Origin of the sequence: Myxococcus sp. AM011 (genome assembly GCF_013372595.1) — a bacterium.
GTDB classification, from domain to species: domain Bacteria; phylum Myxococcota; class Myxococcia; order Myxococcales; family Myxococcaceae; genus Myxococcus; species Myxococcus eversor.
In genome coordinates this window covers 1-26410 of the sequence record NZ_JABXEM010000155.1, presented here as the reverse complement: position 1 = coordinate 26410, position 26410 = coordinate 1, and the positions used below count along the sequence as shown (strand labels likewise).

General features: G+C 69.3%; 21 protein-coding genes and 1 tRNA gene. 7 read left to right on the top strand and 15 right to left on the bottom strand.

Features of this window, described 5'->3' with window-relative positions; genetic code table 11:
• Positions 1-139 precede the first annotated feature (139 nt).
• Positions 140-304, top strand: a complete 165-nt coding sequence (locus tag HUW62_RS28585; RefSeq protein WP_176436189.1) for a tetratricopeptide repeat protein — start codon at positions 140-142, stop codon at positions 302-304.
• 102 nt (positions 305-406) lie between these two features.
• On the opposite strand, the gene HUW62_RS28580 is transcribed toward HUW62_RS28585, so the two are convergent.
• Together HUW62_RS28580 and HUW62_RS28575 are read right to left on the bottom strand one after the other, a co-directional pair.
• Complete coding sequence (locus HUW62_RS28580; RefSeq protein WP_176436188.1) at positions 407-739, bottom strand: hypothetical protein; 333 nt, start codon at positions 737-739, stop codon at positions 407-409.
• 152 nt (positions 740-891) lie between these two features.
• Positions 892-1917 (bottom strand): LLM class flavin-dependent oxidoreductase, encoded by a 1026-nt coding sequence (locus HUW62_RS28575; RefSeq protein ID WP_163864852.1) that lies wholly within the window; start codon positions 1915-1917, stop codon positions 892-894.
• A gap of 199 nt (positions 1918-2116) precedes the next feature.
• On the opposite strand from HUW62_RS28575, the gene HUW62_RS28570 reads away from it, so the two are divergent.
• Together HUW62_RS28570 and HUW62_RS28565 are read left to right on the top strand one after the other, a co-directional pair.
• Positions 2117-2899 carry an AAC(3) family N-acetyltransferase gene (locus HUW62_RS28570; protein WP_176436187.1) on the top strand — a complete coding sequence of 261 codons (783 nt, stop codon included), beginning with the start codon at positions 2117-2119 and terminating at the stop codon, positions 2897-2899.
• Positions 2900-3086: 187 nt separating this feature from the next.
• A complete protein-coding gene (locus tag HUW62_RS28565; RefSeq protein ID WP_176436186.1) occupies positions 3087-4769 on the top strand; it encodes a hypothetical protein in 1683 nt (560 codons plus the stop codon).
• A 19-nt stretch (positions 4770-4788) separates the two neighbouring features.
• Here HUW62_RS28565 and HUW62_RS28560 read toward each other — a convergent pair whose 3' ends face one another.
• The gene (locus HUW62_RS28560) at positions 4789-5136 is read right to left on the bottom strand and encodes a helix-turn-helix transcriptional regulator (RefSeq protein ID WP_240356289.1); all 348 of its coding nucleotides are present in this window, start codon (positions 5134-5136) and stop codon (positions 4789-4791) included.
• On the opposite strand from HUW62_RS28560, the gene HUW62_RS28555 reads away from it, so the two are divergent.
• Positions 5135-5611 (top strand): SRPBCC domain-containing protein, encoded by a 477-nt coding sequence (locus tag HUW62_RS28555; RefSeq protein ID WP_240356288.1) that lies wholly within the window; start codon positions 5135-5137, stop codon positions 5609-5611. The genes HUW62_RS28560 and HUW62_RS28555 overlap by 2 nt on opposite strands.
• A gap of 30 nt (positions 5612-5641) precedes the next feature.
• On the opposite strand, the gene rfbC is transcribed toward HUW62_RS28555, so the two are convergent.
• Genes rfbC through rfbB form a run of 4 tightly spaced genes read right to left on the bottom strand, consistent with a single transcriptional unit; the run spans position 5642 to position 9010 of the window.
• On the bottom strand, positions 5642-6187 hold the full coding sequence (gene rfbC / locus HUW62_RS28550) for a dTDP-4-dehydrorhamnose 3,5-epimerase (RefSeq protein WP_163864850.1): 546 nt from the start codon (positions 6185-6187) through the stop codon (positions 5642-5644).
• Positions 6184-7065, bottom strand: a complete 882-nt coding sequence (rfbA, locus tag HUW62_RS28545) for a glucose-1-phosphate thymidylyltransferase RfbA (RefSeq protein WP_163864849.1) — start codon at positions 7063-7065, stop codon at positions 6184-6186. Before rfbA ends, rfbC begins: the two co-directional genes overlap by 4 nt.
• Before the next feature lie 15 nt (positions 7066-7080).
• Positions 7081-7983: an SDR family oxidoreductase gene (locus tag HUW62_RS28540; RefSeq protein WP_163864848.1), complete on the bottom strand. Its 903-nt coding sequence runs from the start codon at positions 7981-7983 to the stop codon at positions 7081-7083.
• A gap of 1 nt (position 7984) precedes the next feature.
• Positions 7985-9010 (bottom strand): dTDP-glucose 4,6-dehydratase, encoded by a 1026-nt coding sequence (gene rfbB / locus HUW62_RS28535; RefSeq protein WP_176436185.1) that lies wholly within the window; start codon positions 9008-9010, stop codon positions 7985-7987.
• Positions 9011-9129: 119 nt separating this feature from the next.
• Between rfbB and HUW62_RS28530 the strand changes: the two genes are divergently transcribed.
• The 3 genes from HUW62_RS28530 to HUW62_RS28520 are packed head-to-tail and all read left to right on the top strand — an operon-like array spanning position 9130 to position 13704.
• On the top strand, positions 9130-10773 hold the full coding sequence (locus HUW62_RS28530; RefSeq protein WP_368670496.1) for a glycosyltransferase: 1644 nt from the start codon (positions 9130-9132) through the stop codon (positions 10771-10773).
• On the top strand, positions 10763-11491 hold the full coding sequence (locus HUW62_RS49005; RefSeq protein WP_240356287.1) for a hypothetical protein: 729 nt from the start codon (positions 10763-10765) through the stop codon (positions 11489-11491). Before HUW62_RS28530 ends, HUW62_RS49005 begins: the two co-directional genes overlap by 11 nt.
• Before the next feature lie 20 nt (positions 11492-11511).
• Positions 11512-13704 (top strand): glycosyltransferase, encoded by a 2193-nt coding sequence (locus HUW62_RS28520; RefSeq protein ID WP_368670495.1) that lies wholly within the window; start codon positions 11512-11514, stop codon positions 13702-13704.
• 75 nt (positions 13705-13779) lie between these two features.
• On the opposite strand, the gene HUW62_RS28515 is transcribed toward HUW62_RS28520, so the two are convergent.
• The 8 genes from HUW62_RS28515 to HUW62_RS28480 form a co-directional block, all read right to left on the bottom strand.
• Entirely contained in the window at positions 13780-16062 is a 2283-nt protein-coding gene (locus HUW62_RS28515) for a glycosyltransferase (RefSeq protein WP_163864846.1), read from the bottom strand.
• On the bottom strand, positions 16059-18032 hold the full coding sequence (locus HUW62_RS28510; protein WP_176436184.1) for a class I SAM-dependent methyltransferase: 1974 nt from the start codon (positions 18030-18032) through the stop codon (positions 16059-16061). Before HUW62_RS28510 ends, HUW62_RS28515 begins: the two co-directional genes overlap by 4 nt.
• 271 nt (positions 18033-18303) lie before the next feature.
• Positions 18304-22143 (bottom strand): glycosyltransferase, encoded by a 3840-nt coding sequence (locus HUW62_RS28505; RefSeq protein WP_368670494.1) that lies wholly within the window; start codon positions 22141-22143, stop codon positions 18304-18306.
• A gap of 50 nt (positions 22144-22193) precedes the next feature.
• Entirely contained in the window at positions 22194-23486 is a 1293-nt protein-coding gene (locus HUW62_RS28500) for an ABC transporter ATP-binding protein (protein ID WP_163864844.1), read from the bottom strand.
• A gap of 9 nt (positions 23487-23495) precedes the next feature.
• Entirely contained in the window at positions 23496-24278 is a 783-nt protein-coding gene (locus tag HUW62_RS28495; RefSeq protein WP_163864843.1) for an ABC transporter permease, read from the bottom strand.
• A gap of 259 nt (positions 24279-24537) precedes the next feature.
• Positions 24538-24612: transfer RNA gene (locus HUW62_RS28490), tRNA-Gly, on the bottom strand.
• An 89-nt stretch (positions 24613-24701) separates the two neighbouring features.
• Entirely contained in the window at positions 24702-25391 is a 690-nt protein-coding gene (pgsA, locus tag HUW62_RS28485) for a CDP-diacylglycerol--glycerol-3-phosphate 3-phosphatidyltransferase (protein WP_163864842.1), read from the bottom strand.
• Between the two features lie 11 nt (positions 25392-25402).
• A partial coding sequence (locus tag HUW62_RS28480; RefSeq protein ID WP_176436183.1) for an AIM24 family protein occupies positions 25403-26410 on the bottom strand: 1008 nt, incomplete at its 5' end.

The following is a 26410-nucleotide window of genomic DNA, read 5'->3' as shown; positions in this document are numbered from 1 at the left end:
GCAGCGTGCGAATCCTCTCCACGCCGGGACATACGCCGGGCCACCAGTCGCTGCAGGTGAACCTCCCTCGGACGGGGACCGTCGTCCTGTCGGGGGACCTCTGCCACACGCGAGAGAACTGGGAGCGAGAATCGACGACGTGACGAAGCGACTGGCGCGTGCTCGGGCCCGGGAGGACGACGGCAACTGCGAGGAGGCCATCAAGCTCTACCGGGCGGTGACGAAGGACTACCCCCGCTTCGCCGACGCGCAGCGTGGCATCACCCGGTGCAAGCAGATGCTCCCGCCGGACGTGTCCGAGTAGCGAGAGCCTTCCCCCGCGTCCGCTCACGGTGGCGTGGCTCCAGGAGGGTCACGAACCGGAGCGGACCGGAGGCTCGCGCGACGGCAGCGCGTGGAGCAACGACTACTCAATCGGGTTGCAGCCCGGGATGCAGTGACGCACGTTGATGAGCGTCTTCGTCCCGGCGATGTTCGACTGACAGGCCGCGTACAGCGTGGCCGGCTGGCCCGGAACGCGCGTCGTGCCGCACTTCGGGGCGCAGGCCTGCACGTTCTCCGTCCAGTAGAGGAGCGAGTCGCCGCTCGCGCAGACCGGCGGAATGCCGATGCCCTGCTCCACGCTGCTCACGGGGGCCTGCGTCTCGGCGGCCTCCGAGGTGGGCTCGCCGCCTCCACAGGCCAGGAGGGACAAGGAGAAGCAGGCGGTCAGCGCGACGAGGATACGGGGAGCCTTCATCGGAAACTCCAGGGCCAGAGGTGGAACTCCCGCATCATGCCCAAGGCCCGAATTCCGGTGAAGCTCCCTCCACGTCCGTAATCTGCTGACACATGTATCGGCTGTATCAATTCGGACGCGCCCGGAAGTCGCCTCCCGAGCGCCGGGCTCGCTCACCCGCCGACAGACGTCGTGGGCTTCGCGTCGCGCGACAGCCTGGCGTGCACCTGCGAGAGCAGCTCGTAGGAGCGCAGTCGCGCCGTGTGGTCGAAAATCTGCGCGGTGATCATCAACTCATCCGGCTGCGTCTCGGCGATGAAGGAGCGCAGTCCCTCGCCCACCTGCTCCGGGTCTCCGACGATGGAGCAGGCCAGCATGGATTCGACCTCCGCCAGCTCATACTCGGTGATGCGCCCGTCCATCGTCTCCACGGGTGCGGGGAGCTGGCCCGGCCGGCCGCGCCGCAGGTTGACGAAGGCCTGCAGCAGCGACGTGAAGAGGTGCTGGGCCTGGGCCTCGGTGTCGGCGGCGAAGACGTTGAGGCCCAGCATGGCGTAGGGCTTCTGGAGCACCTCGGACGGACGGAACTGGCTGCGGTACAGACGCAGCGCCGTCATCATCTGCTGCGGCGCGAAGTGCGAGGCGAACGCGAAGGGCAGTCCCATGGCGGCGGCGAGCTGCGCGCTGAAGAGGCTGGAGCCCAAGAGCCACAGCGGCACCTTCAGGCCCATGCCTGGCACCGCGCGCACGGCCTGGTGAGGCTCCGGCTCCCGGAAGTAGGCCTGCAGCTCCGCGACGTCCTGGGGGAACGCGTCGGAGGAGTCCACGCGACTGCGCCGCAGGGCGGAGGCGGTGCGCTGGTCCGTGCCGGGAGCGCGGCCCAGGCCCAGGTCGATGCGGCCGGGGTACAGGGTCTCCAGCGTGCCGAACTGCTCGGCGATGACGAGCGGCGAGTGGTTGGGGAGCATGATGCCGCCGGCCCCCACGCGGATGGTGGAGGTGCCCTGCGCGACATGGCCGATGACGACGGCGGTGGCCGCGCTGGCGATGCCCGTCATGTTGTGGTGCTCGGCGAGCCAGAAGCGCTGAAAGCCCCAGCGCTCCGCGTGGCGAGCCAGGTCCAGCGTGGAGCGCAGGGCGTCGCCGGCGTCGCTGCCCTGGCGGATGGGGGAGAGGTCGAGAACGGAGAAGGGAATCATCGAGGGACCCCAGGGCATGCACGCGGAACGGAGGACGGGCCCGTCCCGTCCCGGGCGGCACCACCCCCGGCGTCCCAGCGTTAACCGGGGGCACCCGGGAGCGCACGGGAAACGCGGGAGGGCTCGGACGCTCCCTCGCGGATTGGGGCGCTCCCGGGCGGCGACAGGGCGCCCGGCCCGGTAGACTCTCCCGGTGTCCATGCGCGAGTTCAGTCAGCGGGAAGTGGTGGAGCAGCTTCAGTCCCTGGACGTCCGCGAGGGAGGCGTGCTCCTGGTCCACACGTCCTTCAAGGCGGTGCGGCCCGTCGAGGGAGGCCCTCTCGGGCTGATTGGCGCCTTGCGCGCGGCGGTGGGCCCGGGAGGCACGCTGGTCATGCCCACGATGACCGACGGGGAGACGGTGTTCGACCCGGTGTCCACGCCGACCACGGACATGGGCATCACCGCGGAGCTGTTCTGGCGACAACCCGGAGTCACCCGCAGCACGCACCCGGGAGGCTCGTTCGCCGCCGAGGGCCCCCACGCGGCGGACATCTGCCGACCGCAGCCCCTCGCCCCGCCGCATGGCCCCGACAGTCCGGTGGGCCGGGTGCATGAGCTGGGCGGCCAGGTCCTGCTGCTCGGCGTGACGCACTCGGAGAACACGACGCTGCACCTGGCGGAGGCGCTGGCGAACGTCCCCTACTCCATCTCCCATCCGTGTGTCGTCGAGGTCGACGGAGTGGTGGGCACGGTGATGATTCCCGAGACGGACCACTGCTGCCAGGGCTTCCGGATCGCCGACGACTGGCTCCGGGCCCGAAGCCTCCAGCATGAAGGACCGGTGGGTCATGCACCCGCGCGCCTGTTCGACTCCCGCGCGCTCGTGCCCCTCGCGGTGGACCGGCTCACCGTGGCGCCGCTCACGTTCCTCTGTTCTCCGGACAACGGCTGCGAGGAGTGCGACGCGGCGCGGGCGAGCGTCACCGGCGTCGCGACCTGACCGCGCGGCGAAAGCGTCGGCTGGCGAAAGGCATCTGGGACTCCAGGGCCGAACTGAGCACCGGAGATCAACCCGGGTGTCGCTGGAACAACGGGCTTTCGGGCGCGCGCGAAATGCCCGTGCCTTGTGTGCGCGCAGTGCCTCAATAGCAGCGCGCTTTGAAGCGCGTCAGCAATTGGGGGACGGGATGAACAAGACTCACGGGCATGTCGGCTGGGTATTCCTCGCCGCGGCGCTGGCCACCTCGCAGGGGGCCTGCTCGAAAAGCAAGGACAATGGCGACTCGGTCAATCAGAACCAGACACAGGAGGGCCCCGCGGACCAGGGGCCGGACCTGCCGCGTCTGACGGGAGGAGACGCGACGAAGGGTCAGCAGGTGTTCCGCTTCGAGACCTTCGGCAACGAGGGCTTCTGGACCGACGCGGCGCGACTGCCCGCGGGAATCGTCGCCGCGAAGCTCACGCCGGTGCAGGCGCTGCAAGCGGGCCTGAGCGTCAACGTGGACGCGCTGGACGCCGCCACGAAGACGGCGGTGGCGAACGAACTGGCCGCCCAGGGCACCAGCGGGCCGCTGCTCAATGACCCGGCCACCACGCTGGCGCTGCTCAACGCCAACGCGGTGATTGGCGTCGTGGTCAAGGACAGCAACGGCGATGGCAAGCTGGACGTCGCCACCGGTGACAAGGTCGGCGTGAGCTGCGCGCTGTGCCACGCCATCACCGATGGCTCGGTGGTGAAGTCTCCGAACAACCTGGGGGGCGGCTCCATCGGCAAGCAGGTCGACGGGCCGACGCCGCACAACCTCAACGTCGGTGGCATCTTCGCACTCGCCGCCAACACGCGCGCGTTCTTCCCGCTCCTCCAGGTGAAGTTCGCCGCCTTCGGGAACAAGTCCATTGGCCGGGCGCCGTCGGACCAGGGACTCACCGAGACGTCCACCGAGGCGCAGGTCGATGCGCTCGTGGGCAACCCGGCCTTCTATCCGCTGGGGACCTTCGATGACGCGCCGGACGGCACGGGCGCGCAGCAGCACATCGCGCCCTTCTTCCGGACGGACCTGGCGGCGCCCTGGGGAACTCCCGGCGACATCGCCCGGCTCGAGAACTTCGACAACCTCGTCTACACGGTGCTGTTGGACCCGACGAGCCTGGTGACGCCGGAGGGGCGAGCGTTCCTCCGGGCCCTGCTCGACGAGGCCGCGGGCAACGAGCTGGCGGATGACTACCTCACCATCCTCAAGGACACCCAGGTCCGAGGAAAGGGAGGCGTGGTGGGCGAGGGCTTCCCCTACATCACCGCGACACAAGTCACCGCGGACAAGGCGGGGACGGAAGAGGCCCCGGTGGGCCTGCGGGTGAGCGAGGACGCGTTGAGGGACTTGAATGCGTACACCGACGGCCTCGCGGCGCCGGCACCGGGGGCCTTCGACGCCACCCTGGCCGCGCGCGGCAAGGAGCAGTTCGCCGCGCGGTGCACCCGCTGCCACAACGTGGCCCAGAGCAAGCGCGTCCCGTCCTTCATCGTGCCGATGAAGTCCATCTTCCCGGGCTACAACCCCACGGTGCTCGCGGAGCGTCCCGCCGAGGCCGGGGTGCGCCCCATCGCCTTCGACCCCATCCAGAATGACCCGTCCACCATCTTCGACGACAAGACCGTCGTCGTGGATGCCAGCCGCCGGGGCGAGCCGCGTGGCTCCGCCATGCCGCTGCTGCTCGACCTGGGGAGGAAGGACCGCTTCCTCCATGACAGCTCCGTGGTGGGGCTGACGTCGCTGGTGGACCCCATGCGCGGTGACAAGGCGCCCCATCCCTTCTACGTGCCGGATGCGGCGCAGCGCACGGAGCTGGTGGAGTTCCTGAAGAGCCTGTAGCCGACATGGCGAGGAGGACTCAGTCCTCCTCCAGGTCCTTCTTCAAGCGGGCCAACAGGCTCACCGCCTCGGCGGCATAGGGGGAGATCCACCGGTCGTGGATCTCCTTGAAGGGCGCGGCGTTGAGGTAGTTCCATCGCTTGCGCCCCTCTCGCACGGCAATCACCAGGCCCGCGCGCTCCAGCACGCCCAGGTGCTGCATCACCGTGCACCGGTCCAGGGACGCCGCGAAGTGCTCGCAGAGGTCGCCCGTCGTCCGCGGCGCGGTCTTCAGCAAGTCCAGCATCGCCCGCCTCCGCGCGTCCGCCAGCGCCTTGAAGATCTGGTCGTCCTGGGCTTCCCGTGACATGTTATAGAAGTATAACATGTCGTTCGACGAAACCCCAGCGGGAGGAAGCTCCATGGAGCCGAAGTTCCAGGTGCAGTTGAAGATCCAGAAGCCGGTGGCCGAGGTCTTCGACGCGGTCATCAACCCCAAGAAGTTGAGCGGGTACTTCGTGCAGGCCGCCAGCGCGCCCATGGTGGAGGGCACGACGGTGAAGTGGCGGTTCGCGGAGGTGCCGGGCGAGCACGACGTCGTCATCCGCACCGTGGCGAAGGACGAGCGCATCGCCTTCGAGTGGGAGGCCGCGGGCGGTGGCTACAACACCCTGGTGGAGATGCTGTTCAAGCCCATCGACGAGCGGAACACGCTGGTCCAGATTCGCGAGTCCGGCTGGAAGACGGACGCGAAGGGCATCGAGGCGTCCTACGACAACTGTGGTGGCTGGATGCACATGATGCTGTGTCTCAAGGGCTACCTCGAGTTCGGCATCAACCTGCGCGCGGGCGGCGCCTTCTGAAGAAGCCCCCCGAGCTGCCTTCGCCCCGAGCTACAGCGAGGGCAGCACCGGCGCGTCCTTGAGGCGAGGCGCGCGCAAGTCCTTGGGGGACAGCAACGGCTCGGACACCGGCCAGGGGATGGCGAGGTCCGGGTCGTTCCACGCGATGCAGCGCTCCGTCTCCGGCGCGTACAGCGTCGTGCACTTGTAGTGGAAGTCGGCGGTGTCGCTCGTCACGCAGAAGCCGTGGGCGAAGCCGGGCGGAATCCAGAGCTGTCGGCGGTTCTCCCCGGACAGCTCCACCGCCACCCACTGGCCGAAGGTTGGCGAGCCGCGCCGGACGTCGAGCGCGACGTCGTACACGCTCCCCGCGAACACCTGCACCAGCTTCCCCTGCCCTCGCGGCTCCTGGAAGTGCAGTCCGCGCAGCGTTCCCCGCGCCGAGCGCGAATAGTTGTCCTGCACGAAGGGCCCGGGGATGCCCACGTCCGCGTAGCGCTTCTCGTGGAACAGCTCCATGAAGAAGCCCCGGTCGTCACCGAAGACCTTCGGCTCCACCAGCAACAGGTCCGGAATCTCCAGCGGCGTCACCTTCATGACACCGCGCCCCGGTTCTCCGCGACGGACATCAGATATTGCCCGTACTCGTTCTTCCGCATCGGCTCCGCCAGCGTCACCAGTTGCTTCGCGTCGATGTAGCCCATCCGGTACGCAATCTCCTCGGGGCACGACACCTTGAGGCCCTGGCGCCGCTCGATGATCTCGATGAAGTTGGACGCCTCCATCAACGAGCTGTGCGTCCCCGTGTCCAGCCACGCGTACCCACGCCCCATCAGCTCCACGTCGAGCTGTCCGCGACGCAGGTACTCGGCGTTCACGTCGGTGATCTCCAGCTCGCCCCGCTTGCTCGGCTTGAGCGCGGCGGCGATGTCGAGCACCTGGTTGTCGTAGAAGTACAGCCCGGTGACGGCGTAGTTCGACTTCGGCTTGAGCGGCTTCTCTTCCAGGCTCACCGCGCGGTTGTTCGCGTCCAGCTCCACCACGCCGTACCGCTCCGGGTCCTTCACGTAGTACCCGAACACGGTGGCGCCCGCCGTGCGCTTCGCGGCCTCGCGCACCAGCCTGCTGAGTCCGTGCCCGTAGAAGATGTTGTCGCCCAGGACGAGCGACACGGGGTCCTCGCCGACGAAGTCGCGGCCGATGACGAACGCCTGCGCCAGTCCCTCCGGCCGGGGCTGCTCCGCGTACTCGAAGCGCATGCCCCACTGGGTGCCGTCCTCCAGCAGCTCCCGGAAGCGCGGCAGGTCCTGCGGCGTGGAGATGATGAGCACGTCGCGGATGCCCGCCAGCATCAGCGTGCTGAGCGGGTAGTAGATCATCGGCTTGTCGTGCACCGGCAGCAGTTGCTTGCTGACCACCCGGGTCAGTGGGTACAGCCGCGTGCCCGAGCCGCCTGCGAGGATGATGCCCTTCATGTCCACCTCTCGACGTCAGTGCCCGCGCGCGGCCTTCCACGTCGCGTGGAAGCGCGTCAACGACTCGGTCAGTTCCAGGGGTTTCGCCGCCAGCTCCGCACGGACCTTGTCCGTCTTGAGCCCGCCCTTCAGCGGCCGGGGACTGGGCAGCTTCAGCTCCGCCATGCGCGTGGGGACGATGAGCTTCGCGTCGAACCCGAACACCTCGCACAGCGCCCGTCCGTAGGCCACGCGGTCGACGACGGTGCCGCCGCACGTATTCCACACGCCCCCGAGCTTGCGCTCCCCCAACTCCACCAGCATCGCCGCCACGTTGTCCGCGAGGCTGGGCGAGACAACCTGGTCCTCGAACAGCCGCGCGGGCTGCCCCTTCTCCAGATTCGTCACCAGCCACGCGCCGAAGTTGAGCCGCCCCTCCACCGGAGGCCAGCCATACACCACCGCCGTCCGGGCGATGGCGCAGCCGGGCGCGAGCACCCGCGCCGCCTGCTCACCCATGTGCTTCGTCACCGCGTAGACGCCGCGCGGGTTGGGAGTCGCGGCTTCGTCGTAGGGGCCCGCCTCGCCATCGAAGACGTAGTCAGTGGACACGTGCACCAGGTGCGCGCCGGCCTTGCGAGCCCCACGCGCCACCGCCGCCGTCGCATCCACATTGCCGGCGTAGGCCGCCTCCGGGTCCTTCTCGCAGGCGTCCACCTCCGTCATGGAGGCGCAGTGGATGACGACCTCGGGCGCGGCGGCCTCCAGCGCGCCGGCGACGTCCGCCTCGCGCGTCAGGTCCACGGACACGTAGCCGTACTCGCCGCCCGTGCGCCGGGGCCCTCGGCCCAGTCCCACTACCGTGTGGCCCTGCTTCTCCAGCAGCACACAGGCGCGGCTGCCCACCAGACCGTTGGAGCCCGTGACGAGCACGCGCATGTCACGCCCTCCCCTGGAGACGGCCTCGGTACTGCGTCTCGAAGTACCGCAGATATTCGCCGCTCATCACCCGCGTCCACCACGTGGGGTGGTCCACGTACCAGCGCACCGTCTCCGCCAGTGCCTGTTCGAATGTATGCGCGGGCGTCCAGCCCAGCTCCGCGCGAATCTTCGACGGGTCGATGGCGTAGCGCCGGTCATGTCCGGGCCGGTCCTTCACGTACTGGATGAGCGACTCCGGCTTGCCCACCAGCCCGAGGATGGCCTTCACGATGTCGATGTTGCGCCGCTCCGCCCCGCCGCCGATGTTGTACACCTCGCCCGCGCGGCCCTGCTCCAGCGCGCGCAGCAACGCCTGACAGTGGTCCTCCACGTGCAGCCAGTCGCGCACGTTCGCGCCATCGCCGTAGACCGGCAGCGGCTTGTCGTGCAGCGCGTTGACCACCATGAGCGGAATCAACTTCTCCGGGAACTGGTAGCGCCCGTAGTTGTTCGAGCACCGCGTCACCACGACGTCCATTCCGAACGTGTGGTGGTACGCGAGCGCCACCAGGTCCGAGCTCGTCTTGCTGGCGGAGTACGGACTGGAGGGCTGCAGCGGCGAGGACTCGGTGAAGGCGCCCGTGGGGCCCAGCGAGCCGTAGACCTCGTCCGTGGAGACCATGACGAAGCGCTTCACGCGCTGCGCGCGGCAGGCCTCCAACAGTCGCTGGGTGCCCAGCACGTTGGTGGTGATGAACACCTCCGGCCCCAGAATCGAGCGGTCCACGTGGCTCTCGGCGGCCAGGTGCAGCACGGCGTCGATGGCGTGCGTGGACAGCAATGGCTCCACCAGCGAGCGGTCGCTGATGTCGCCTCGGACGAAGACGTGGCGAGGGTCGCCTTCGAGGTCCGACAGATTCTCCAGGTTGCCCGCGTAGGTGAGCAGGTCCAGGTTGACGACGGTCCACTCGGGTCGCTCGCGCCGCAGGTACCTCACGAGGTTGGAGCCGATGAAGCCACACCCTCCTGTCACCAATACGTTCATGTGCCGCGGGCCTCGAGTGCTCAGAGAGGGTGCCTGCGTATCGGAGGGGTCGTCGACGGTCAAGGCGCCAGGGGGCTCGGGCTTGTGTGCTCCCCCTCGCGGCGCTAAGGGAGCCGGGCGTGAGCGCATCCAGACACAGCCCCCTGACGTCGGGCCCCCGGGCCGTCCACCAGCTCCTCCCACGGCTCGCCTGGGGAGACGCGGTGGGCAACCAGGTGCGTTACCTCCAGGGCCTCTTGCGGAGCTGGGGCTTCGCCTCGGAAATCTACGCCGAGGACTGGGATGACGCGTGCAAGGACCAGGTCCGGCACGTCCGCGAGCATGAGAAGCACGCCCGCCCGGACTCCGTGCTGCTGGTGCATCACAGCTTCCAGTCCCGACTGGTGCCGCTCATCGCCCGGGCGCCTGGTCGCAAGGTGCTCGTGTACCACAACGTGACGCCTGCCCGGCTGTTCGAGGGCTTCGAGCGCAAGGTCGCCGCCGCATGCGACGCGGCCCGGGACGAGTTGCTGGAGCTGCGGCCCCACGTCGAGCGGGCGTTCGCCTACTCGCGCTTCAGCGCCGAGGAGCTGGTGGCCGCGGGCTACGCGTCGGTGTCGACGCTGCCGTTCGCCATCGACTGGAGCGCCTTCGACACGGCGCCGGACCCTGGGTTGCTCGCGGAGCTGAGCGACGGCTGCGCCAACGTCCTCTTCGTCGGCAGGGCCGTTCCCAGCAAGAAGGTGGACGACGTGCTGCGCGTCTTCACCGCGTACCAGCGGCTGTACCAGCCTCGCAGCCGGCTCGTCGTCGCCGGGTATCTGCATCGGGATGGCGCGTATGGCGCGTACCTGCACGGACTCAAGGAGGTGCTCGGCGCGGAGCGCGTCCTGTTCCTGGGTCGGGTGAGCGCGGCGCAGCTCTCCGCGTGCTTCGCCACCGCGTCCGCGTATCTCTCCATGAGCCGGCACGAAGGCTTTGGCGTGCCCTTGCTGGAGGCGATGTACCGGAACGTGCCCGTCGTCGCCTACGGCGCGGCGGCCGTGCCGGAGACGATGGGCGGCGCGGGGCTCGCGACGCTGTCGGACGACCCGGCGGAGGTCGCGGAGCTGCTCGCGGTGTTGGACCGGAGCCCAGGCCTGCGAGCGCAGGTGCTGGCGGCCCAGCGGGCACGGCTCCAGGCGCTCTCGCAAGCGCGCGTGGCCGAGCAGGTCCGTGAGGCATTCGAAGCCATGCTGACCACGCCTTCGACTCAGGCGCCCGCTTCCATGGCTTCGCGCGGGCACGTCACCGTGGAGCTGGTGTGCCCGGGATACACCGTGCGCCCCGAGGAAGCGGCGTCTCGGCTGGCGCGTCAGCTGGCGGAGCGACTGCCCGGTGCGCGAGTCCTCGCGCTCCGACCTCGCGGTGCCGAAGCGTCGCTGGAGAGCGGCCCCGAGCAGGTGGATGGAGTGGCCGTGTGGCACTTCACGCCAGACCAACCCGTGGGCCGAGGACCTGGAGTGCTACCGGGCTCCTCTTCGCTGGAGACCGCGGTGCGCGTGTCACCGGCGGCGGTCATCTTGGTGGGGGTGGATTCGCTCTCGGCCCAGGCGCTCATGCCGCACGTCGGCGCGAGGGCCTTGGGGACGTATATGGCCGAGCATCCATCGACGGTGCTGGAGCCCGCGCGCCGTCACCTGGGTGACAGGCTGGTGATGCTGGAGCCGTCACGCCCCGACGAGGCCGTCATGACGCTGTTGGAAGGACTCTCTTTCGTTCGAGGTGACGCACGTGCGCGCTGAGGACTTGTTGACCCGTGCTCCCTCGCCCGAGGCCGTGGCGAAGGAGACCCAGAAGCTGCCCGAGCCCACCGCTGAAGCACGCGAGGCCCTGCGCCAGACGCTGGAGGCCTCCGCGCGGCCCGCCACTTCGACGCCCTGGCCCGCGCTGCTGCAAGAGGCTCGCGGGAAGATGGACAGTCGCTACGCCGGGCCGGTGACGTCCCACCGTGGCGGCTTGTCGGGCCTGGCGCTCGTGCTCGCGAAGCGGGCCTTTCGTCTCGCCTTCCAGCCGTTCATCAACGAGACGCTCCGCAAGCAGGTGGAGTTCAACGAGTCCATCCTGGATGCGCTCGCCACCATCCATGACGTCCAGCGTGAGCACGCGCGCACCCAGGCCACCTGGCGGCAGGACGTGGAGCGCCGTCTCGCGCGCATGGAGGAGACAGCGCGGAGCCTCGCCACCCATGAGGCCGCTGGCGGGGTAACCCCAGCCTCGTCGACGACGAAGCGCACGGAGCAGCAGTCGCCCTCACCGAAGACGGACCGCAAGGCCTCATCCTCGCCTCACGCCTCGCAGGGGGCGGTCAGCTCCGCCGCGTCCACGCATGCCTCGCGGGAGACGGACGGCGCGGATACATCGTCACGGGCCCCACGACGACAAGGCGCGAGCAACGAGGCTCCCGAGCGTCCCCCTGGGCCATCGGGTGGCCCCTCCCGTCGCCGCTCCAGTCGGCGATAGCCATTCTTTTAGAGGTCTCCGTGCGCATCTGCCTGGTCTCCAGAGAGCTGTCCCCCTTCCTCGGAGGCGACATCGGCACATATGCGGCGCTGATGAGTCGCGCGCTCGCCGATGCGGGCCATGAGGTGCATGTCCTCACCGCGCCGCACGCGGGCCTCGAACGCGCCGCCACGCTGTGGCCCGGCATCCAGGTGCACGCGGTCCACTCGGAGATGGACTCGGCCTTCGCTGGCGCCTTTCCCTTCGCGCAGATGCGACACGCCATGGATGTCTATTCGTCCCTGCGCGAGCTGCACGCACGTCACGCCTTCGACTTCATCGAGTTCCCCGAGCGCGACTTCGAGGGCTACTTCGCCCTGAGGGCCCGACGCACGCTGGGCCACTTCTCCTCCGCCGTGCTCGCGGTGCGGCTGCACACGCCCACCCGCGAGCTTCGGGCGCTCAACGGCTCCGCCTCGTTGGATATGGACCTGGCCCGTTGGGAGTACATGGAGGACACCTCCATCCGCGAAGCGGACCTGGTCCTGTCGCCCACCCACGCCCTGCTTGACCAGGTGCGTTCGCGGCTGAAGCTGGAGACCCGGGGTGTCGTCATTCCCCACCCCTTCCCTCACGACGTCTCGAAGAGTCCCGCGCACGCGGAGCAAGGCCGACCGCAGGTCTTGTACTTCGGCCCGCTGGAGCACCGGCAGGGCGTCCACCTCCTCGTCGATGCGATGCAGATGCTCTTCGCGCGGGGCATCAACGCGACGCTCCTGCTCATCGGTGAAGACACTCCGACGGGGCCGGCGGGTCGCTCCATGCGCGCCTCGCTGGAGCGCCGTATCTCTCCCATGTGGCGCGAGCGCATCGAGTTCGAGTTCGCGCGCTCCACTCCCGGGCTCGCCGTCGCCCTCGCGGACGCCACCGCGTGCTGCTTCCCCGCGCTGTGGGAGAACTTCCCCCACCGATGCCTGGAGGCCATGTCCGCCGGCGCGCTCGTCGTGGGCGGCAACGCGGGCGGCATGGCGGAGCTCATCGAGGATGGTCGCAGCGGCCTGCTCTTCCGCGCGGGAGACGTGGCCCATCTGGCGGACACCTTGGAGATGGCGCTGACGCACCCCACGCCGCGCGAGACGGCGCGCCGCGAGGCCCCTGCCCGCATCGCCGGGTACTGCGCTCCCGCGAGCATCGTGCAGCAGGTGGAAGCCGCCGTGGAGTCCGTGGCGGACATGCGCCACCGCGTGCTTCCCACGCGCGTCAAGCCGAGGTCCGACACGCCACTCGTGTCGGTGCTCGTGCCCTACTTCAACATGGGGCACTACCTGCCGGAGACACTGCGCTCCATCCGCGCGCAGACCTTCACCGACTACGAGATTGTCCTCGTGGACGACGGCTCCACCGACGCGGAGAGCATCGAGATGCTCGAGCGGGTCCGCGCTCCGGACCTGCGCATCATCCGCCAGCGCAACGGCGGACTGAGCGCGGCCCGCAACACGGGGCTGAAGCACGCCCGCGGCCACTACGTCCTGCCCCTGGACCCGGACGACCTCATCGCTCCAACGTTCCTGGAGAAGACCGTCGCGGTGATGGAGGGCACGCCGGGGCTGGGCTACGCCACGTCGCAGGTGAACTACTTCGTCGACGACGCCACCCGCGTGACGGGCGGCTGGGTGCCGTGGGGCATGGAGCGCGATGCCCTCTGGGTGGCCAACGTGGCCTCCACCTGCACCGCGCTGATGGAGCGTCGACTCGTCGAGGAGGTCGGCGGCTACGACGAGTGGCTCACCGGGTTCGAGGACTGGGACGTCTTCTGCTCACTCGCGGAGCGGGGGCTCGAAGGCTCTGTCATCCCCGAGAGCCTGTTCTACTACCGCGTGCGGCTGGACTCGATGACACGCACGTCGCTCGTCTCCGAGCGCGATGGGCTGTTGGCCTACCTGAACCAGAAGCACCCGGGACTCGCGCGACATCCCGAGCGCGCGGTTCGCATCCTCCGAGGAGAGGCCCGCAAGCAGGAGGCACGGCTCCTCGCCCAGGCAGCGGCGGCCATCCCCCGGCCCTTGCTCACCCGAGTCGTGGACCGGCTCAACGGCACGCTCAAGCGCATGGACTTCGTCCACCACACGCTGCGCGGCGCCGTCTCGTGGGTGGTGGGCTCGAACGGGGACGCGCGGCCCCTGCGGCATCAGCTCGCGGACCGGCTGAGCGGCAAGTCCCGGACCGACCGCTGAACGGCATCCCCGCCGTGGTGCCCGACTCGCGAGGCGGGCACCACGACGACTTCCGTCACGGGAGCGAAGCGCGGCTCAGCGGCGCCCCATGCCCAGCTTGCTGGTGGTCTTCACCACCTGCTTCACGGTGGGGTGGACCACCGGCATCGCCTTGAGTGTGCGGTTGAGCAGGTCCACCAGCGCGTAGCGCGTGGGCCGTTCCTCCGCGCCCTCCGGCGTCAGGCCACTGGCCGCGCGCTTGAGGAGCCGGTGCATCATCGGCAGGCGCTTCAGCGTGGAGTTGAGGGTGTCCACCACGCCATAGCGCAGCGGCACCTCGTCACCCGCCGCCACCGCCATGGGCGCCGCGGACGCTCCGTGGGGAGGCGAGGCCAGGAGCATGAAAGCCGCCAGTTGGACGCCCGAGGGCAACGGGCGCGGGAGGTTCTGGTGGAGCTGGAAGACCAGCTCCTGATGCCGTCGCGGGTTGACGCCGGAGATCATCGACCCCTTGCGCCGCCGGTAATGGAAGTGGAGCGCGTTGGTGACGAGGAAGCGGTGCCCCGCATGCGCCAGGCGCAGGTAGAGGTCCCAGTCCTCGTAGCTCGTCATCTCCTCCGTGTAGCGCAGGTGCTCGAACACCGAGCGGCGCATGAGCGACGTGGCGCAGGCCAACCGGTTGGCCACCATGCCCAGCGAGGGACAGTCCCCGATGAAGAGGGCGTAGTCGATGAAGCGCCGCTGCGCCCGGCCCTCGTCGGAGTCGAAGTAGCCCGTGGCGGGCACCACCACGTCGAACTCCCGGTGGTTCTCCAGCGCCTCCACCGCCATGCGGATGAAGGTGGGGCTGATGCAGTCGTCCGCGTCCAGCGGGAGGATGTAGTCCCCCGTCGCCGCGCGCAGGCCGATGTTGCGCGAGGCGGGCAGGCCCCGGTTCATCGCGTTGCGGATGAGCTTCACGCCGCTGGCGCCGGAGGCGGTGGCCTCCTCGATGCGGTTGAGCACCTCGTGGTCGAACGCGCCCGTCGAGGCGTCATCCACGATGATGACTTCAATCTCCGGGTAGTTGCTGTCGGCGATGCTCGCCAGCGTCTCCGGGAGGAAGCGCCCCAGGTTGTGGTTGGTGATGAGGACGCTGACGAGAGGCGGGGCGCCATTCGAGGCCAGCCGGGCCGTCGCGGGCTGCTCGCGGGCGGTCTCCCAGTACGGAGGTTGCGCGGTCCACTCCACCGGCAGCAGCGCCGGAGTACGCCACGCGCGCTCCAGGGCGTCGACGAGCCCTTCGACCGAGCCGCCGTACGTGTAGCAGTTCACCCCGTCCTTGAAGGGGCTCCCCGGCGCGAACGCGACACACGCGCCGTTGAGCACCAGCGTGGCACCCGCGCCGGAGGCCTCGTAGGCGGTGAGGTTGAGCGACTCGTAGTCGGAGGAGATGACGACGATGCCGTGCCGCATCAGCGCGTCGCGGTCCTTGCTCGGACCGGTGAACAGGAAGCGAGAGCGCAGGTCCTCCGGAATCATCCCCTGGACGTACGCGAGGTAGGCCGCGCTGGCGGTATGGCAGGCCAGGACCGCGTTGCCTCGGTACTCCGGGAAGCGGCGCATGAACCCAGCCGCGCCCCGGACGAACACATCGGTGCGCTTGATCTGCTGAATCTTGGTGACGAAGAGCAGGTCCGGCTCGCCTTGCGTGCGCGGCGGCACCGGGGCCGCCTTCGTGGCCACGGGTGGAAACTCCCGCACCACCTTGTCCAGCCACGTCGAAGGGAAGCCGTAGAACGAGCAGTTCAGCTCGGCGACGCCAGGGATGTGGGCGATGACCAGGTCCGCGTCGAGCAGCGCCTTGCGCTCCAGCTCGAACTGCCCCATGTGCTCCCAGTTCAGCAACTGGCGCTCGAAAGGCGCCAGCATCCCGCCCGTCGAGTGCAGTCGAACCACCACCCGCGCGCCCTCCAGGCCACAGCCGAGCAGCTTCTCCTGGATGGTGCAGAAGGCCCAGCCTCGGTAGTCCGGGAACTCGATGACGTCGAAGCGAGTTCCGGCCTCCTCCAGCCGGCGCAGCTCCAGCAGCAGTTCCATCGACTGGGCGTGGCAGACGGTGTCGGTGAACGCCCCAGGCGGAGGATAGACACCGCCCTCGTCGAAGCTCGTGTCCCACTCGCGGCGGGCCGGGGCGACGTGCGCCTTCACCCTGTTCTGGAAGTGGCGCTCCACCTCACGCGGCTTCACCGTCGTGTGCGAGGGGAACAGCACGTGGAACTCCACGCCGTCCCCGCGTCGGAGCGAGTCCTCGATGAGGTTGTGGAGGACGCGGCCGATACCGCCCGGGGTGAAGGGGTAGATCTCGTCCGTGACGAGACAGACTCGGCGCGGACTCATGACTGGACGAACTCCTCGAGGACCTTGATCGCCTCGAAGGTGAGGGCCCGCTCGTAGTCCACCATCATCTCCGTGAGTTCCCCGGGCGAGCGCTCGCGCAGCGCCACCATCCGCTCGATGGCCGCGGCGACCACCTCCACGGAGTCCACGCCCGAGACTTGCGCGAGCTTCTGGAAGGGATGCGAGTCCAGCTCGCCCAGGCTGAGCGGCCCGTAGATACACGGCACGCGCAGCGCGAGCGCCTCCAGTCCCGTCATCGGCTGGCACTCCGACAGGGAGGCATTGAGGACGATGTCGCAGCGGCGCACCAGGTCGAACAGCTCCGTGCGGCTGGGGCGCGCGACCTGATGGATGCGGCGGCGGCTCTTCATGACGTCCGGCAGCCGGTAGCTCGCCGTGACGTAGATGTCGTCGATGCGCGAGGACGCCTGGCAGGCGAAGAGGTTGGTGAAGAAGTTCTTCCGCCAGTCGTTGGGCGTGGGGATGAGCGCGGCGCGAGTGAGGCGGCGCGTCGGAGCGATGCGCTCGGCCTCCGACAGCCTGGGAGGCAGGTTGAGCACCGTCTTCGGAAAGACCTCCGGGGCCAGCAGGTGCATGCCCGGCTTCACGGTCGCCAGCGCGTCGATGACGCCACGGCGCCGCAGGTCGATGAGCTGCGCGAAGCAGTCCAGCTCGAACGAGTAATGGAACTGCGCCGACGAGCCATGCCACAGCGCGAGGATGCGCACCGACGCGCCCAGCACCCGGCGCAGCAACACCACGAAGTCACGCGCGTTGGACGAGTAGCCGTGGAGGATGACCTGGCGGCACCCGCTGCGCTCGACGAGTTCAATCGCCGCGCGCAGCTCGCGCTCATCCAGCACGCGCTCGGAGGTGATGGCCAGCTTCTGTCCCGGCAGGTAGCCAGCGGCGGCGCGGATGCCGTGCCAGTCCTGATGGAACACATGCATCAGCTTGCTGAACTGGGGCAGTTCCGCGGACCAGCGCGTGTCCAGCGAGGCGTTGAGGATGAAGCCGGGGACGGAATGTGGCGGCGCCGCATGCGGGGTCGGAGCGTCCGGGAACGGCGCGCGTGAGGCCCGGAGGCGGGCGAGGTCGTCGGACAGGCCCTGGAGCCGCTGACGGCGAGCGAAGCGCTCGGACTCCGCCGCCAGGCGCTCGGTCAGCTCCACCACCTTCGCCTCGCTGCTCGCGACGGGCGCGGTCATCGACTTGTTGGCCCGGGCCGCCCACTCCAGCAGCCGAGGCATGGCGCGCGCGTGCAGCGCCTCCAGCGTCAGCGGCTGGGACTCGTCGCGCGGAGCCTCGGGCCCCAAGAGCTGAAAGTAGCGCCGGCCCTGCCCCGCATGGCGCTTGAGGACGTAGACGTCGTTCGTCTCCACCAGGCCGGGGCCGTGGTGCAGGTCCCACCCTTCCGGCAGCAGGTCCGCGAAGGCGTGCAGCCAGGAGCCCGGATGACACGCGGGGTCCCACACGCTGGTCGGCATCAGCGGGTTCTCCACCAGCACCAGCAGGCCGCCGGGCAGCACCAGCTGCCCCATGGTCTCCAGCAGCGCGGTGATGCGCTCGCTCGGGTTGTGCACGAGCGTGGAGACGGAGAAGACGACGTCGAAGCGCCGGGCCCCCACCGCGGTGAGCGGGTCATCCCCACAGAAGATGCGCTCCTCCACGGGGCGCAGCGACGCGGGAGGCTCCAGGCGCAGCGGCTCCGTCATCGACTCCGAGATGTCGTACCCGTGGTAGCGCACATGGGAGAGCTGGGAGAGGTACGTCGCGTGCTGGCCGAAGCCACAGCCGAACTCCAGCACGGACAGGGGGCGGTCCAACCGGCGCTGTTCGGAGCGGATGAGCGCGGTCAACACGCGTTCCTGCTGACCGTACGCGGCGTTGCCCTGCCCCTCGCGGACCCGCACCAGCTCCCGGTAGGAGTGGCCGCTGGTCGTCTTCCAGAAATGGAGACTGTCGCTCATCTGGGCCGCGTCCCCATTCGGGCCCTCTCTCTTGATATCTTTGTACATGTGCCGATGTGAATGACGCCGCCTGCATGGACCGAAGAGGGTTGCCAGCGGGATTTTCCGCAGCATCGCAACCATTCCCATGCCTGGCGGCAGTCAGGCAAGGGACGTGCTGTAAGTGAAGAGTAAAAGCGCCCAGGGAGGACCTTGGACGCATTGGCGATTTCCGCATTCTCGGCTATCCGCCCGCCCCCTTGCCAGCCGAGCGGGCCCCGAGTGACCTCCGTCAATCGGCGGCCGAGCGGGCCGCTCCAACCTCCCGCGTCAGCAAGTGCGCCATCATCTGGTCCACCTGCTGCTCCCAGGTGGTGCGCCGCACGCGCTCGGCGGCGCGGGCTCCCAGGCGGGTGCGCAGGTCGGCGTCCAGCACCGCCATCCGCAGACGCGCCAGCACCGAGGCAGGCGTTGGCGCGGCCAGCAAGCAGTTGCCTCCATCCTCCAGCAGCCAGTGATTGGCGGGATTGTCGTTGGTCACCACCGCCATGCCGCACGCCATCATCTCCAGCGGCAGGTAGGACGGGTGTCGGGTGAACATGAAGCACAGTCCCACATCGCACTCGCGATAGAGCGCCGCCGTGCGCTCCGCGGGGAGCACGCCCAGGTTCGTCACCAGGCCCCGAACGCCGTAGGACTCCGGATGCCACTCGGCGCCCGCGGTGAGAATCTCCACCGCCGGGCCCAGCTCGTGCTTGAGCCGCGTCAGCGCCGCGAGCCCCAGCTCGAACCCGTTCCGCTCGTTGCCCGGGCGCCCGTAGAAGAAGACCCGCACGGGCCCCCTGCGCGCGGGGCGCCGCGCATGGAAGAGCGCGCCGTCCACCGCGGGCTCGAAGGCGAAGCCGTCCATGCCGTGCAGCGCGCGCACCGTGTCGCGAAGGCCCGGGGTGTTGAAGATGCCCTGGAAGCCGAGCTGGTACGTCTGCTCCGCCAGCGCGGACTGGGTGCCCGCCGCGAAGAACATGGGCTCGTAGTCCTGGACGAAGTACGCGCGCACGCCCGCGCTCGGGTGGCGCAGCACCTGGTACACGGACGTCCAGTAGGTGGCGATGGCCAAATCGCACGCGGGCAGCCGCGCCAGGTCCGCCGCGCCGGAGAGGACGCGGAAGGCCCCCGCCGCCTCCGGGAAGACGGTGGCCGCGCGCGCCTCGAAGTCGCCGGGGCTGGCGCCGGGCTTGTCGTAGACGACGAAGTCGCTGCGCACGCCGTGGCGGCGGTGCATCAGGTCCGCGAAGCGGAACAGCGTGTGGATGCCCGCGTAGACGTGGCCGAAGGCGGGGATGAACCAGGAGGCCGTGCGCACCTCGCCGCGAGAGCGCAGGGCCGCCAGCGCCACCGGGGCCGAGGCGCGCGATTCGGCCGCCTGCTCCGGCGTGAAGTCCAGCTCGCCCAGGTGCTCCACCAGGTGGCGCTGGGCGAGCGCCCGGGCCTCCATCGCCGCGTCCTGGGCGCTGGGCACGTCATGAGTCAACGTGCGCAGGGCCAGCGTCTCGCCCGTCTCCGCGTGCTGGCGCAGCGTGCAGTCGGTGCCGAGCAGCGAGAGGTTGGGGTTGTAGAAGGGGTCGCCCTTCTCGCCCAGCCACGGGCGATAGGAGACATACGAGCGCCAGTAGTCGGACTCCGGCACGGCGTCCGCGCGCCGGCTGGCGGACTCGTGGTGGATGAGCCGCGCGTGCGGCGTGTACACCACCCGCAGCCCGCGCTGGTTCAACCGCAGGCCGATGTCCACGTCACTGCCGCACACCTGGAAGCGCTCGTCGAAGCCGCCCAGGCTCTCGAAGAGGTCTCTCCTGAAGATGACGCACGCGCTGGTGACGGACAGCCAGTTGCGCGTCCACTCCGTGTGGCCGAACGGCGTGGAGATGGGGCCATCCGGCAGGCGCCAGAAGGGATGTCCCGCCATGCCGGTGATTCCCACCACCGCGCCCGCGTGCTGCACCGTCCCCTCGGGGAAGAGCAGCTTGCATCCCACGGCTCCGACTTCCGGACGCTGGGCCTGCGACACCAGCTCCTCCAGCCAGCCGGGGTCCACCACTTCCATGTCGTTGTTGAGGAAGAGGAGCAGCTCGCCCGTGGCCTGCTTCGCCGCCCAGTTGTTGATGGCCGGGTAGTTGAAGGGAAAGTCCCACGTCAGCTTCACCAGCCGGGAGTCTTGCAGCCGCTCCAGCAGGGCGAAGGTCTCCGGCTTCACGCTGTTGTTGGAGACGAGCAACACCTCGAAGTGGGGATAGGTGGTGCGCGAAAGCAACCCCGGCACCAGCAGCTCCAGCAGGTCCGGCCGGTCCTTGAACGGGACGATGATGGAGACCTTCGGCGTGCCCTTCACCGGGTAGCGCACCCGGAACCTGTCGGGCGCGGGGCTCGTCACCTCGGCCGACTCCGCCTTGCGTGACAGGTGCTCGCGCAGCGCCCGCGCACCCGCGTCCGTCGCCCCGGCGAGTCCCGCCGACGCGCTGGAGAGCAGCTCCGGATTCGCGCGCCCGTGGTAGAGCACCTTCGCCACATGGCCGATGCCGCGCGCGCCTTCGCTCAGCCGCAGCATCAGGTCGAAGTCCCACGCGCCGGCGAACCCGTCGCGCACGCCGCCCACCTCGTCCAGCAGGCGCTTGCGAGCGACGAGGAGGTGGCGGACGTAGTTCACCGAGCGCAGCAGGTCCGGAGACCAGTCCGGCTTGAAGAAGGGCGCGGTGCGCCGTCCTTGCGCGTCCAGCCGGTCCTCATCGCTGTAGACGACGTCGAGCGAGGGCTCCGCCGAGGTGGCCCGCACCACCTCCGCCAACGCATGCGGAGCCAGCGTGTCGCCACAGTCCAGGAAGCCCACCCACTCGCCCGTCGCCACGGCCAGTCCCGCGTTCATCGCCCGGGCGACGTCCCCGCCCCGCCCCAGCGAGACGATACGAACGCGCGAGTCCCGCGCCGCCGCCTCGCGCAACATCGCCGCGACATGCGGGGCCGTGCTGGCGTCATCGACCAGCACCCATTCCCAGTCGAGATGCACCTGCGCTCGCACGGAGTCCGCGCACTCGCGGAAGAAGGACTCGGGCGTGTCGGACACGGGCGTGATGAGCGACACCCGGGGTCGGGTGGGCAGCGAGGTCAGCGCCTCGCGCGCCGCTTCGATGTCCCCGGGCTCCCGACGTGAACACCAGCCCTCGTAGTCGCCCAGCGCCGGAGGCTGGGGCGGAGGCGTGCGAGTCCCCAGCACGCTCGCGAGCGCCAGCACCGCCTGCTCGTTGAAGCGCGTCTGCCGGCGAAACAGCTCCGTCCACAGCGGAGCTCCCGCGCGCAGCGTCCGGGACATCGCCTCCGGCCGCAGCGGGTCATTGCGCTCGCACAGGTCCGCCACCCACTTCGCGCCGGTGGCCTCATCCGGAGCACGCGGACCGGCAGCGGCGACGACGGCCTCCACCATGGCGGTGTTCCATTCGGCCTGTCCCCGCAGCAGCCCCTCCAGCATGGGCCCCGCCGCGGAGAGGTACGAGCGCTTGGCGGCCTCCACCACCGAGCCCAGCGCGCCCCCTCGGTGCGAGCGCGCCACCTTCCAGCGCGTCGGGTCCGCCTTGGGCTCGAGCTGCGCGCGCGCCCACGACGACAGGTCCTCGCCCAGCCCCAGGCTCCGGTGCACCGTCAGGTACTCCAGCACCCGCAGCACGGCCTTGTTGAAGTCCGCCTGGGGCCGGAGCGACTCGACGTGGAAGGGCTGCAGCCCCTCGATGAAGGCGCGCTTGGTGGCCGTCACCACCTTGCCCAGCCGGGCGGCACGGTGGGAGTCCGGCACGACGAACTCGTGCGGCACCGCCCAACGCGCGGCCTCCTGGAGAGGGGTCAGCGCATGCGCGCCGTCCGGACGCGCGCGGTGGAGTTGCGCCGTCAAGAGTCGCAGCGCGCCCTCCAGCGCCGTCACTTCCTCACAAGCCTCGGGAAGACAGGGGCGACGCGAGTCCAGCAGCGCGCGCACCACGGCCACCATCCGGGCCAGGTCCCCCGCCCCAGGCGCCGCATCGGGCGCCTGCGCGTCACCGGCGAGCTTCTCCAGCACTGTCTTCACCGCCGTACCGCCTCTCTCGTTCACGTGCCGGCCGCACGGCTACTCCCCCTCGCGATGCGAGTCCTCCGCCCTGCTCAGGGATGACCCACGCCCGCGAGCACGGGCGCCACGGCCACTGGGACGGGCTCCACCACCCAGTGGTGCACAGGGCGGAACACCCCTCGCTCCGCCACGGAAGAACTCACCACGAAGGTGCAAGTCTCACGGGAAATGCCCCCTTTCGTGCGCGCCGTCACCTCGCACACGTAGGTGCCCGCCAGCAGCCCCAGGCGCTCCAGCACGAAGCGCACCCGCCCCGAGGCCGGCAGCTCCCTGGGCAGCGGCACCGACTCCACCCGGGTGCTCGTCTCGTACAGCGCGCGTCCCTCCAGCGTCTGGAGCGACACCTCGAACACCAGGTCCTCGCACAGCCCCTTCGCGGAGAAGTCCACGCAGGCCTCGACGGAGGCCTCGGGCGTCAGGTTGGGGACCACCTCGCCGGAGGGGCCCACCAGCTTCAGGCCGGAGAGGCGCACGGGCGCATCCGCGCCGGGCACGTTCACCTGGGGCAGCGCGCCACCGTCCTCCGTCAACGCCGGAGGGGTGAAGACCACGGACTGGGCCTCCGCCAGGGCGATGGCCTGCTTGTACTCGGCCACGACTTCCGACGGACGGCCCACGCGGCGGATGTAGCCGCCGTCGATCCACGCGGCCTCGTCACACCAACGCTCCACGGTGCTCAAGTCGTGGGTGACCAGGACGATGGTCTTCCCGCGCTTCTTGAACTCCGTCATCTTCGCCATGCTCTTCTTGCTGAAGTGCTCGTCGCCCACGGCGAGAATCTCGTCGACGATGAGGATGTCCGGGTCCACGTGCGTGGCCACCGCGAACGCCAGCCGCATGTACATGCCGCTGGAGTACGTCCGCACCGGCTCGTCGATGAACTCGCCCAGCTCGCTGAAGGCGATGATGTCATCCATCCGCTCACGGACCTCCGCGCGCGACATGCCGAGGATGATGCCGTTGATGAGGATGTTCTCCCGCCCGGAGAAGTCCGGATGGAACCCCGCGCCCAAATCCAGCAGCGCGGAGATGCGGCCGTTGATCTCCATGTGGCCGGAGGTCGGCGCGTAGATGCCGGTGATGAGCTTGAGCAGGGTGCTCTTGCCGGAGCCGTTGCGGCCGATGATGGCGACCGTCTTGCCTCGGGGGATGTTCAGGGTGATGCCGCGCAGGGCGGTGATGAGTCCACCTTCCCGGGGCTGGCGCTTGCCGCGCAACCACCGCAGCAGCTCGGACTTGAAGGTCGTGTATTCGCCCCGGATGGTCCTCTTCCGGAAGCTCTTCACGACATCGCGCATGACAATGGCGTCGAGGGGTTCCTGCATGGCGACGGCTCAGATGGACTCCGCGAACTCCTCGCGGCGGGATTCGAAGAGGATCGAGGCGCCCCAGAGCAGCGCCAGCGAAAAGGCGGCCAGCGCCGCCAGGGGCCAGGGGTCCGGAAACCGGTGCTCGTAGAAGATGGCCTGGTAGGAGAGCATCAAGCTGGACATCGGGTTCGCCACCAACACCACCGAGCGCACGCGCTCATCGAGGATGGTGGACGCCTGGTAGAGCACCGGCGTGATGAAGAACCACATCGTCAGGAGGTTGCCGACGATGTGCTGCAAGTCGCGAAACGTGACGTTGATGGCGGCCAGGATGTACGTCATCGCCAGCGTGAAGGTGAGCTGGATGATGACCACCACCGGAAAGGCGATGACGTGCCAGGTGGGGTACTGGCCGTGGAACAACCCCAGGCCCAGCATCAGCGGCAGGGACAGCAGGTAGTTGCTGAGGTTGGTCAGCACCACCGTCGTGGGCAGCACCTGTGCCGGGAAGCGCACCTTCGTCATCAAGTCGCGCCGCTCGCTGATGGCGCTCGCGCCCGCCCCCAGGGACGTGGAGAACCAGATCCACGGCAAGAGCCCCACGAACATGAAGTACGAGTAGTGGGGGGTGTTCGCCCGCATCATCACGGTGAACAGCAGCGAGTACACCAGCATGTTCAGCGTGGGATTCAGGAACGTCCAAAGGAAGCCCAGGAACGAGCCGCGGTAGCGCGCCTTGAGCTCACGCTGGACGAGACTGAGGAGCAGGCCCCGGTATTGGTACAGTTCTCGGACGAGGCGAATCATGAAGGGGCCCTTCTATAGCAAGGCCCGAGTGCGTGCGAGGCAAGCCGATGCCGCTCGCTCCCATCGCCTCCACGACGCAACCAGACTGTCCGCCCGTCACCCAGGCGGGCCCGACACGCTCGCCAGCACTCCCGCCCTCCAGGGCAAGGAAGCGTTGTTCCAAGCGCGCCGCCCTGCGGGCTCGCCGAGGACAAGACAGTCATGCATGTGATTGCGCCAAAACAAAAAGGCCCCCTGGTTTCCCAGGGGGCCTTCGTATTGGAGCGGGAAAAGGGATTTGAACCCTCGACCCTCGCCTTGGCAAGGCGATGCTCTACCGCTGAGCTATTCCCGCATCAGATACCGCGACTTCCCTCTCGTCCGCGCCCCGTGTCGGCGCCGCGTCCGAAGTGAGGTGGGGTATACAGAGGCCCTCCGAACACGTCAAACACTTTTCGCAGCCTGCGTTTCATCCCCTCGCTTCGCGAGCATGGCGAGGAACGCGCGGAAGTAGACGACGGCGCTCCAGACCGAGAACGCGCCGGACAAGTAGACGAGCACCTTGCCCACGAGGTTGTAGTCCACCGGCGTGCTGAACGAGCCGAGCGACAACGGGTGCACGTAGTGAACGCAGAGTGAAATGATGCCCACGAGCTGGAGGGAGGTCTTCCACTTCCCCTCCTGGCCGGCGGCGATGACCATGCCCTCGCTCGCGGCGATGGTGCGCAGGCCGCTGACGATGAGCTCACGCGCGAGCAGGACGATGACGACCCACGCGGCGATGCGCCCCAGCCGCACCATCATCACCAGCGCGGCCATGGCGATGAGCTTGTCGGCCAGCGGATCCATGAACTTGCCGACCACGGTGATGATGTTCCACTTGCGCGCCAGGTAGCCATCCACCACGTCGGTGATGGAGGCGACGGCGAAGACGAGGCCCGCGAAGAGGGAGCTGAGCGGGTCGGCGTCGTAGAGGAACCAGACGAAGGGAGGGATGAGGAGGATGCGCCCCAACGTGAGCATGTTGGGGAGGTTCCAGAACTCCTGCACCAGCAGGCTCGGCTTGCGCTCCGCGCGACGGCGCGCCCGCTCCTCCTTCTTGCGCTGCTTCCGGGTCGCTCGGTCCGTGGCCATGGCGCGCTCTTCTAGCGAACCCCGAGGGCGATCAGGGCAAAACCTTCGCCCCCCAGCTCCACCGCGGTGCGCAGCGACTCGCCCGAGGGGGACTTGAGCAGGGGCACCACCCGGGGCGTGAGGTTGCCCTGCCATCCCACCAGGTGCGTCAGGGGCACCGTCACCGGTGCATCCTGGCGAACCAGCACCGAGCGCAGCGGCCCCGGCAGGCTGAGCAGCACCTGACCCTGGCCCCGCAGGTGGACCAGGTCCAGGTCCGGGGCGATGTCCGACGGCACCCGGCCGTTCTCGAACATCACCGGCTCCTCGAAGGCGAAGACGTTCTCATCCCGGAAGTAGGCCGAGTCCTCACCCAGGTCCACCGCCAGGAAGATGCGCTTGTCGGCCGGCTCCAGGTGGAGAACCCCGCGCCCGCGCGCCCGGACCATCCGCGACGGCCCGTCACCAAACGGCTTGTCCGTCGCCCTTCCCCGGAAGCGCTTCATCTCCGGCTGGAAGGTCACCTGGCCCTGGAGCGCCACCACCCCGTCCAACCGGGTCAGGATCTCCCCCTCCACCGCCACGCTGAAGCGCCCCTCGCCGAGCACGAAGGGACGTCCCCCGCGCTCGTCGTCCAGGGACAGCGAGGGCGCCAGCTCCGACAAGAGCGGCGCGGTGGAGGACACGGCCTCCGGGCGAGGCGCGGCCTTCGGCGACGGCGCGGCGACGGCGGCCTCGGGGCTTCGCGCGGCGACCTTGGTGAGCTGCAACTTCGTGAGCGGCACCGGGGTGGGCACGGTGGCCGCGTCCCGGGGAGCCTCTTCACGGGGGCTCGGCGCGGCGGCGGGAGGCGGCTCCTCCGCCAAATCCACCGTCTCCTCGGGCGCGGCGGTGAGCACCGGGCCGCCATCACCGTCACCGTCGCGGTCGCCCAGCGCGCTGGGACCCTCGTCCTCCGCGAAGCGGATCTCCTCTTCCTTCGGTGCCGTGGCCACGGCGGCGGGCGGCGGCGGGGCCACCTCGCGAGCAGGGGGCGCGGG

What these genes read in the sequence shown, in the direction of transcription:
- rfbC (WP_163864850.1), bottom strand. Translation starts at nt 6,187, where the DNA reads ATGAAGGTGACGCCGCTGGAGATTCCGGACCTGTTGCTGGTGGAGCCG.
- HUW62_RS28495 (WP_163864843.1), bottom strand. Translation starts at nt 24,278, where the DNA reads ATGATTCGCCTCGTCCGAGAACTGTACCAATACCGGGGCCTGCTCCTC.
- HUW62_RS28560 (WP_240356289.1), bottom strand. Translation starts at nt 5,136, where the DNA reads ATGTTATACTTCTATAACATGTCACGGGAAGCCCAGGACGACCAGATC.
- HUW62_RS28565 (WP_176436186.1), top strand. Translation starts at nt 3,087, where the DNA reads ATGAACAAGACTCACGGGCATGTCGGCTGGGTATTCCTCGCCGCGGCG.
- HUW62_RS28555 (WP_240356288.1), top strand. Translation starts at nt 5,135, where the DNA reads ATGTCGTTCGACGAAACCCCAGCGGGAGGAAGCTCCATGGAGCCGAAG.
- HUW62_RS28510 (WP_176436184.1), bottom strand. Translation starts at nt 18,032, where the DNA reads ATGAGCGACAGTCTCCATTTCTGGAAGACGACCAGCGGCCACTCCTAC.
- rfbA (WP_163864849.1), bottom strand. Translation starts at nt 7,065, where the DNA reads ATGAAGGGCATCATCCTCGCAGGCGGCTCGGGCACGCGGCTGTACCCA.
- HUW62_RS28570 (WP_176436187.1), top strand. Translation starts at nt 2,117, where the DNA reads ATGCGCGAGTTCAGTCAGCGGGAAGTGGTGGAGCAGCTTCAGTCCCTG.
- rfbB (WP_176436185.1), bottom strand. Translation starts at nt 9,010, where the DNA reads ATGAACGTATTGGTGACAGGAGGGTGTGGCTTCATCGGCTCCAACCTC.
- HUW62_RS28580 (WP_176436188.1), bottom strand. Translation starts at nt 739, where the DNA reads ATGAAGGCTCCCCGTATCCTCGTCGCGCTGACCGCCTGCTTCTCCTTG.
- HUW62_RS28575 (WP_163864852.1), bottom strand. Translation starts at nt 1,917, where the DNA reads ATGATTCCCTTCTCCGTTCTCGACCTCTCCCCCATCCGCCAGGGCAGC.
- HUW62_RS28540 (WP_163864848.1), bottom strand. Translation starts at nt 7,983, where the DNA reads ATGCGCGTGCTCGTCACGGGCTCCAACGGTCTGGTGGGCAGCCGCGCC.
- pgsA (WP_163864842.1), bottom strand. Translation starts at nt 25,391, where the DNA reads ATGGCCACGGACCGAGCGACCCGGAAGCAGCGCAAGAAGGAGGAGCGG.
- HUW62_RS28500 (WP_163864844.1), bottom strand. Translation starts at nt 23,486, where the DNA reads ATGCAGGAACCCCTCGACGCCATTGTCATGCGCGATGTCGTGAAGAGC.
- HUW62_RS28515 (WP_163864846.1), bottom strand. Translation starts at nt 16,062, where the DNA reads ATGAGTCCGCGCCGAGTCTGTCTCGTCACGGACGAGATCTACCCCTTC.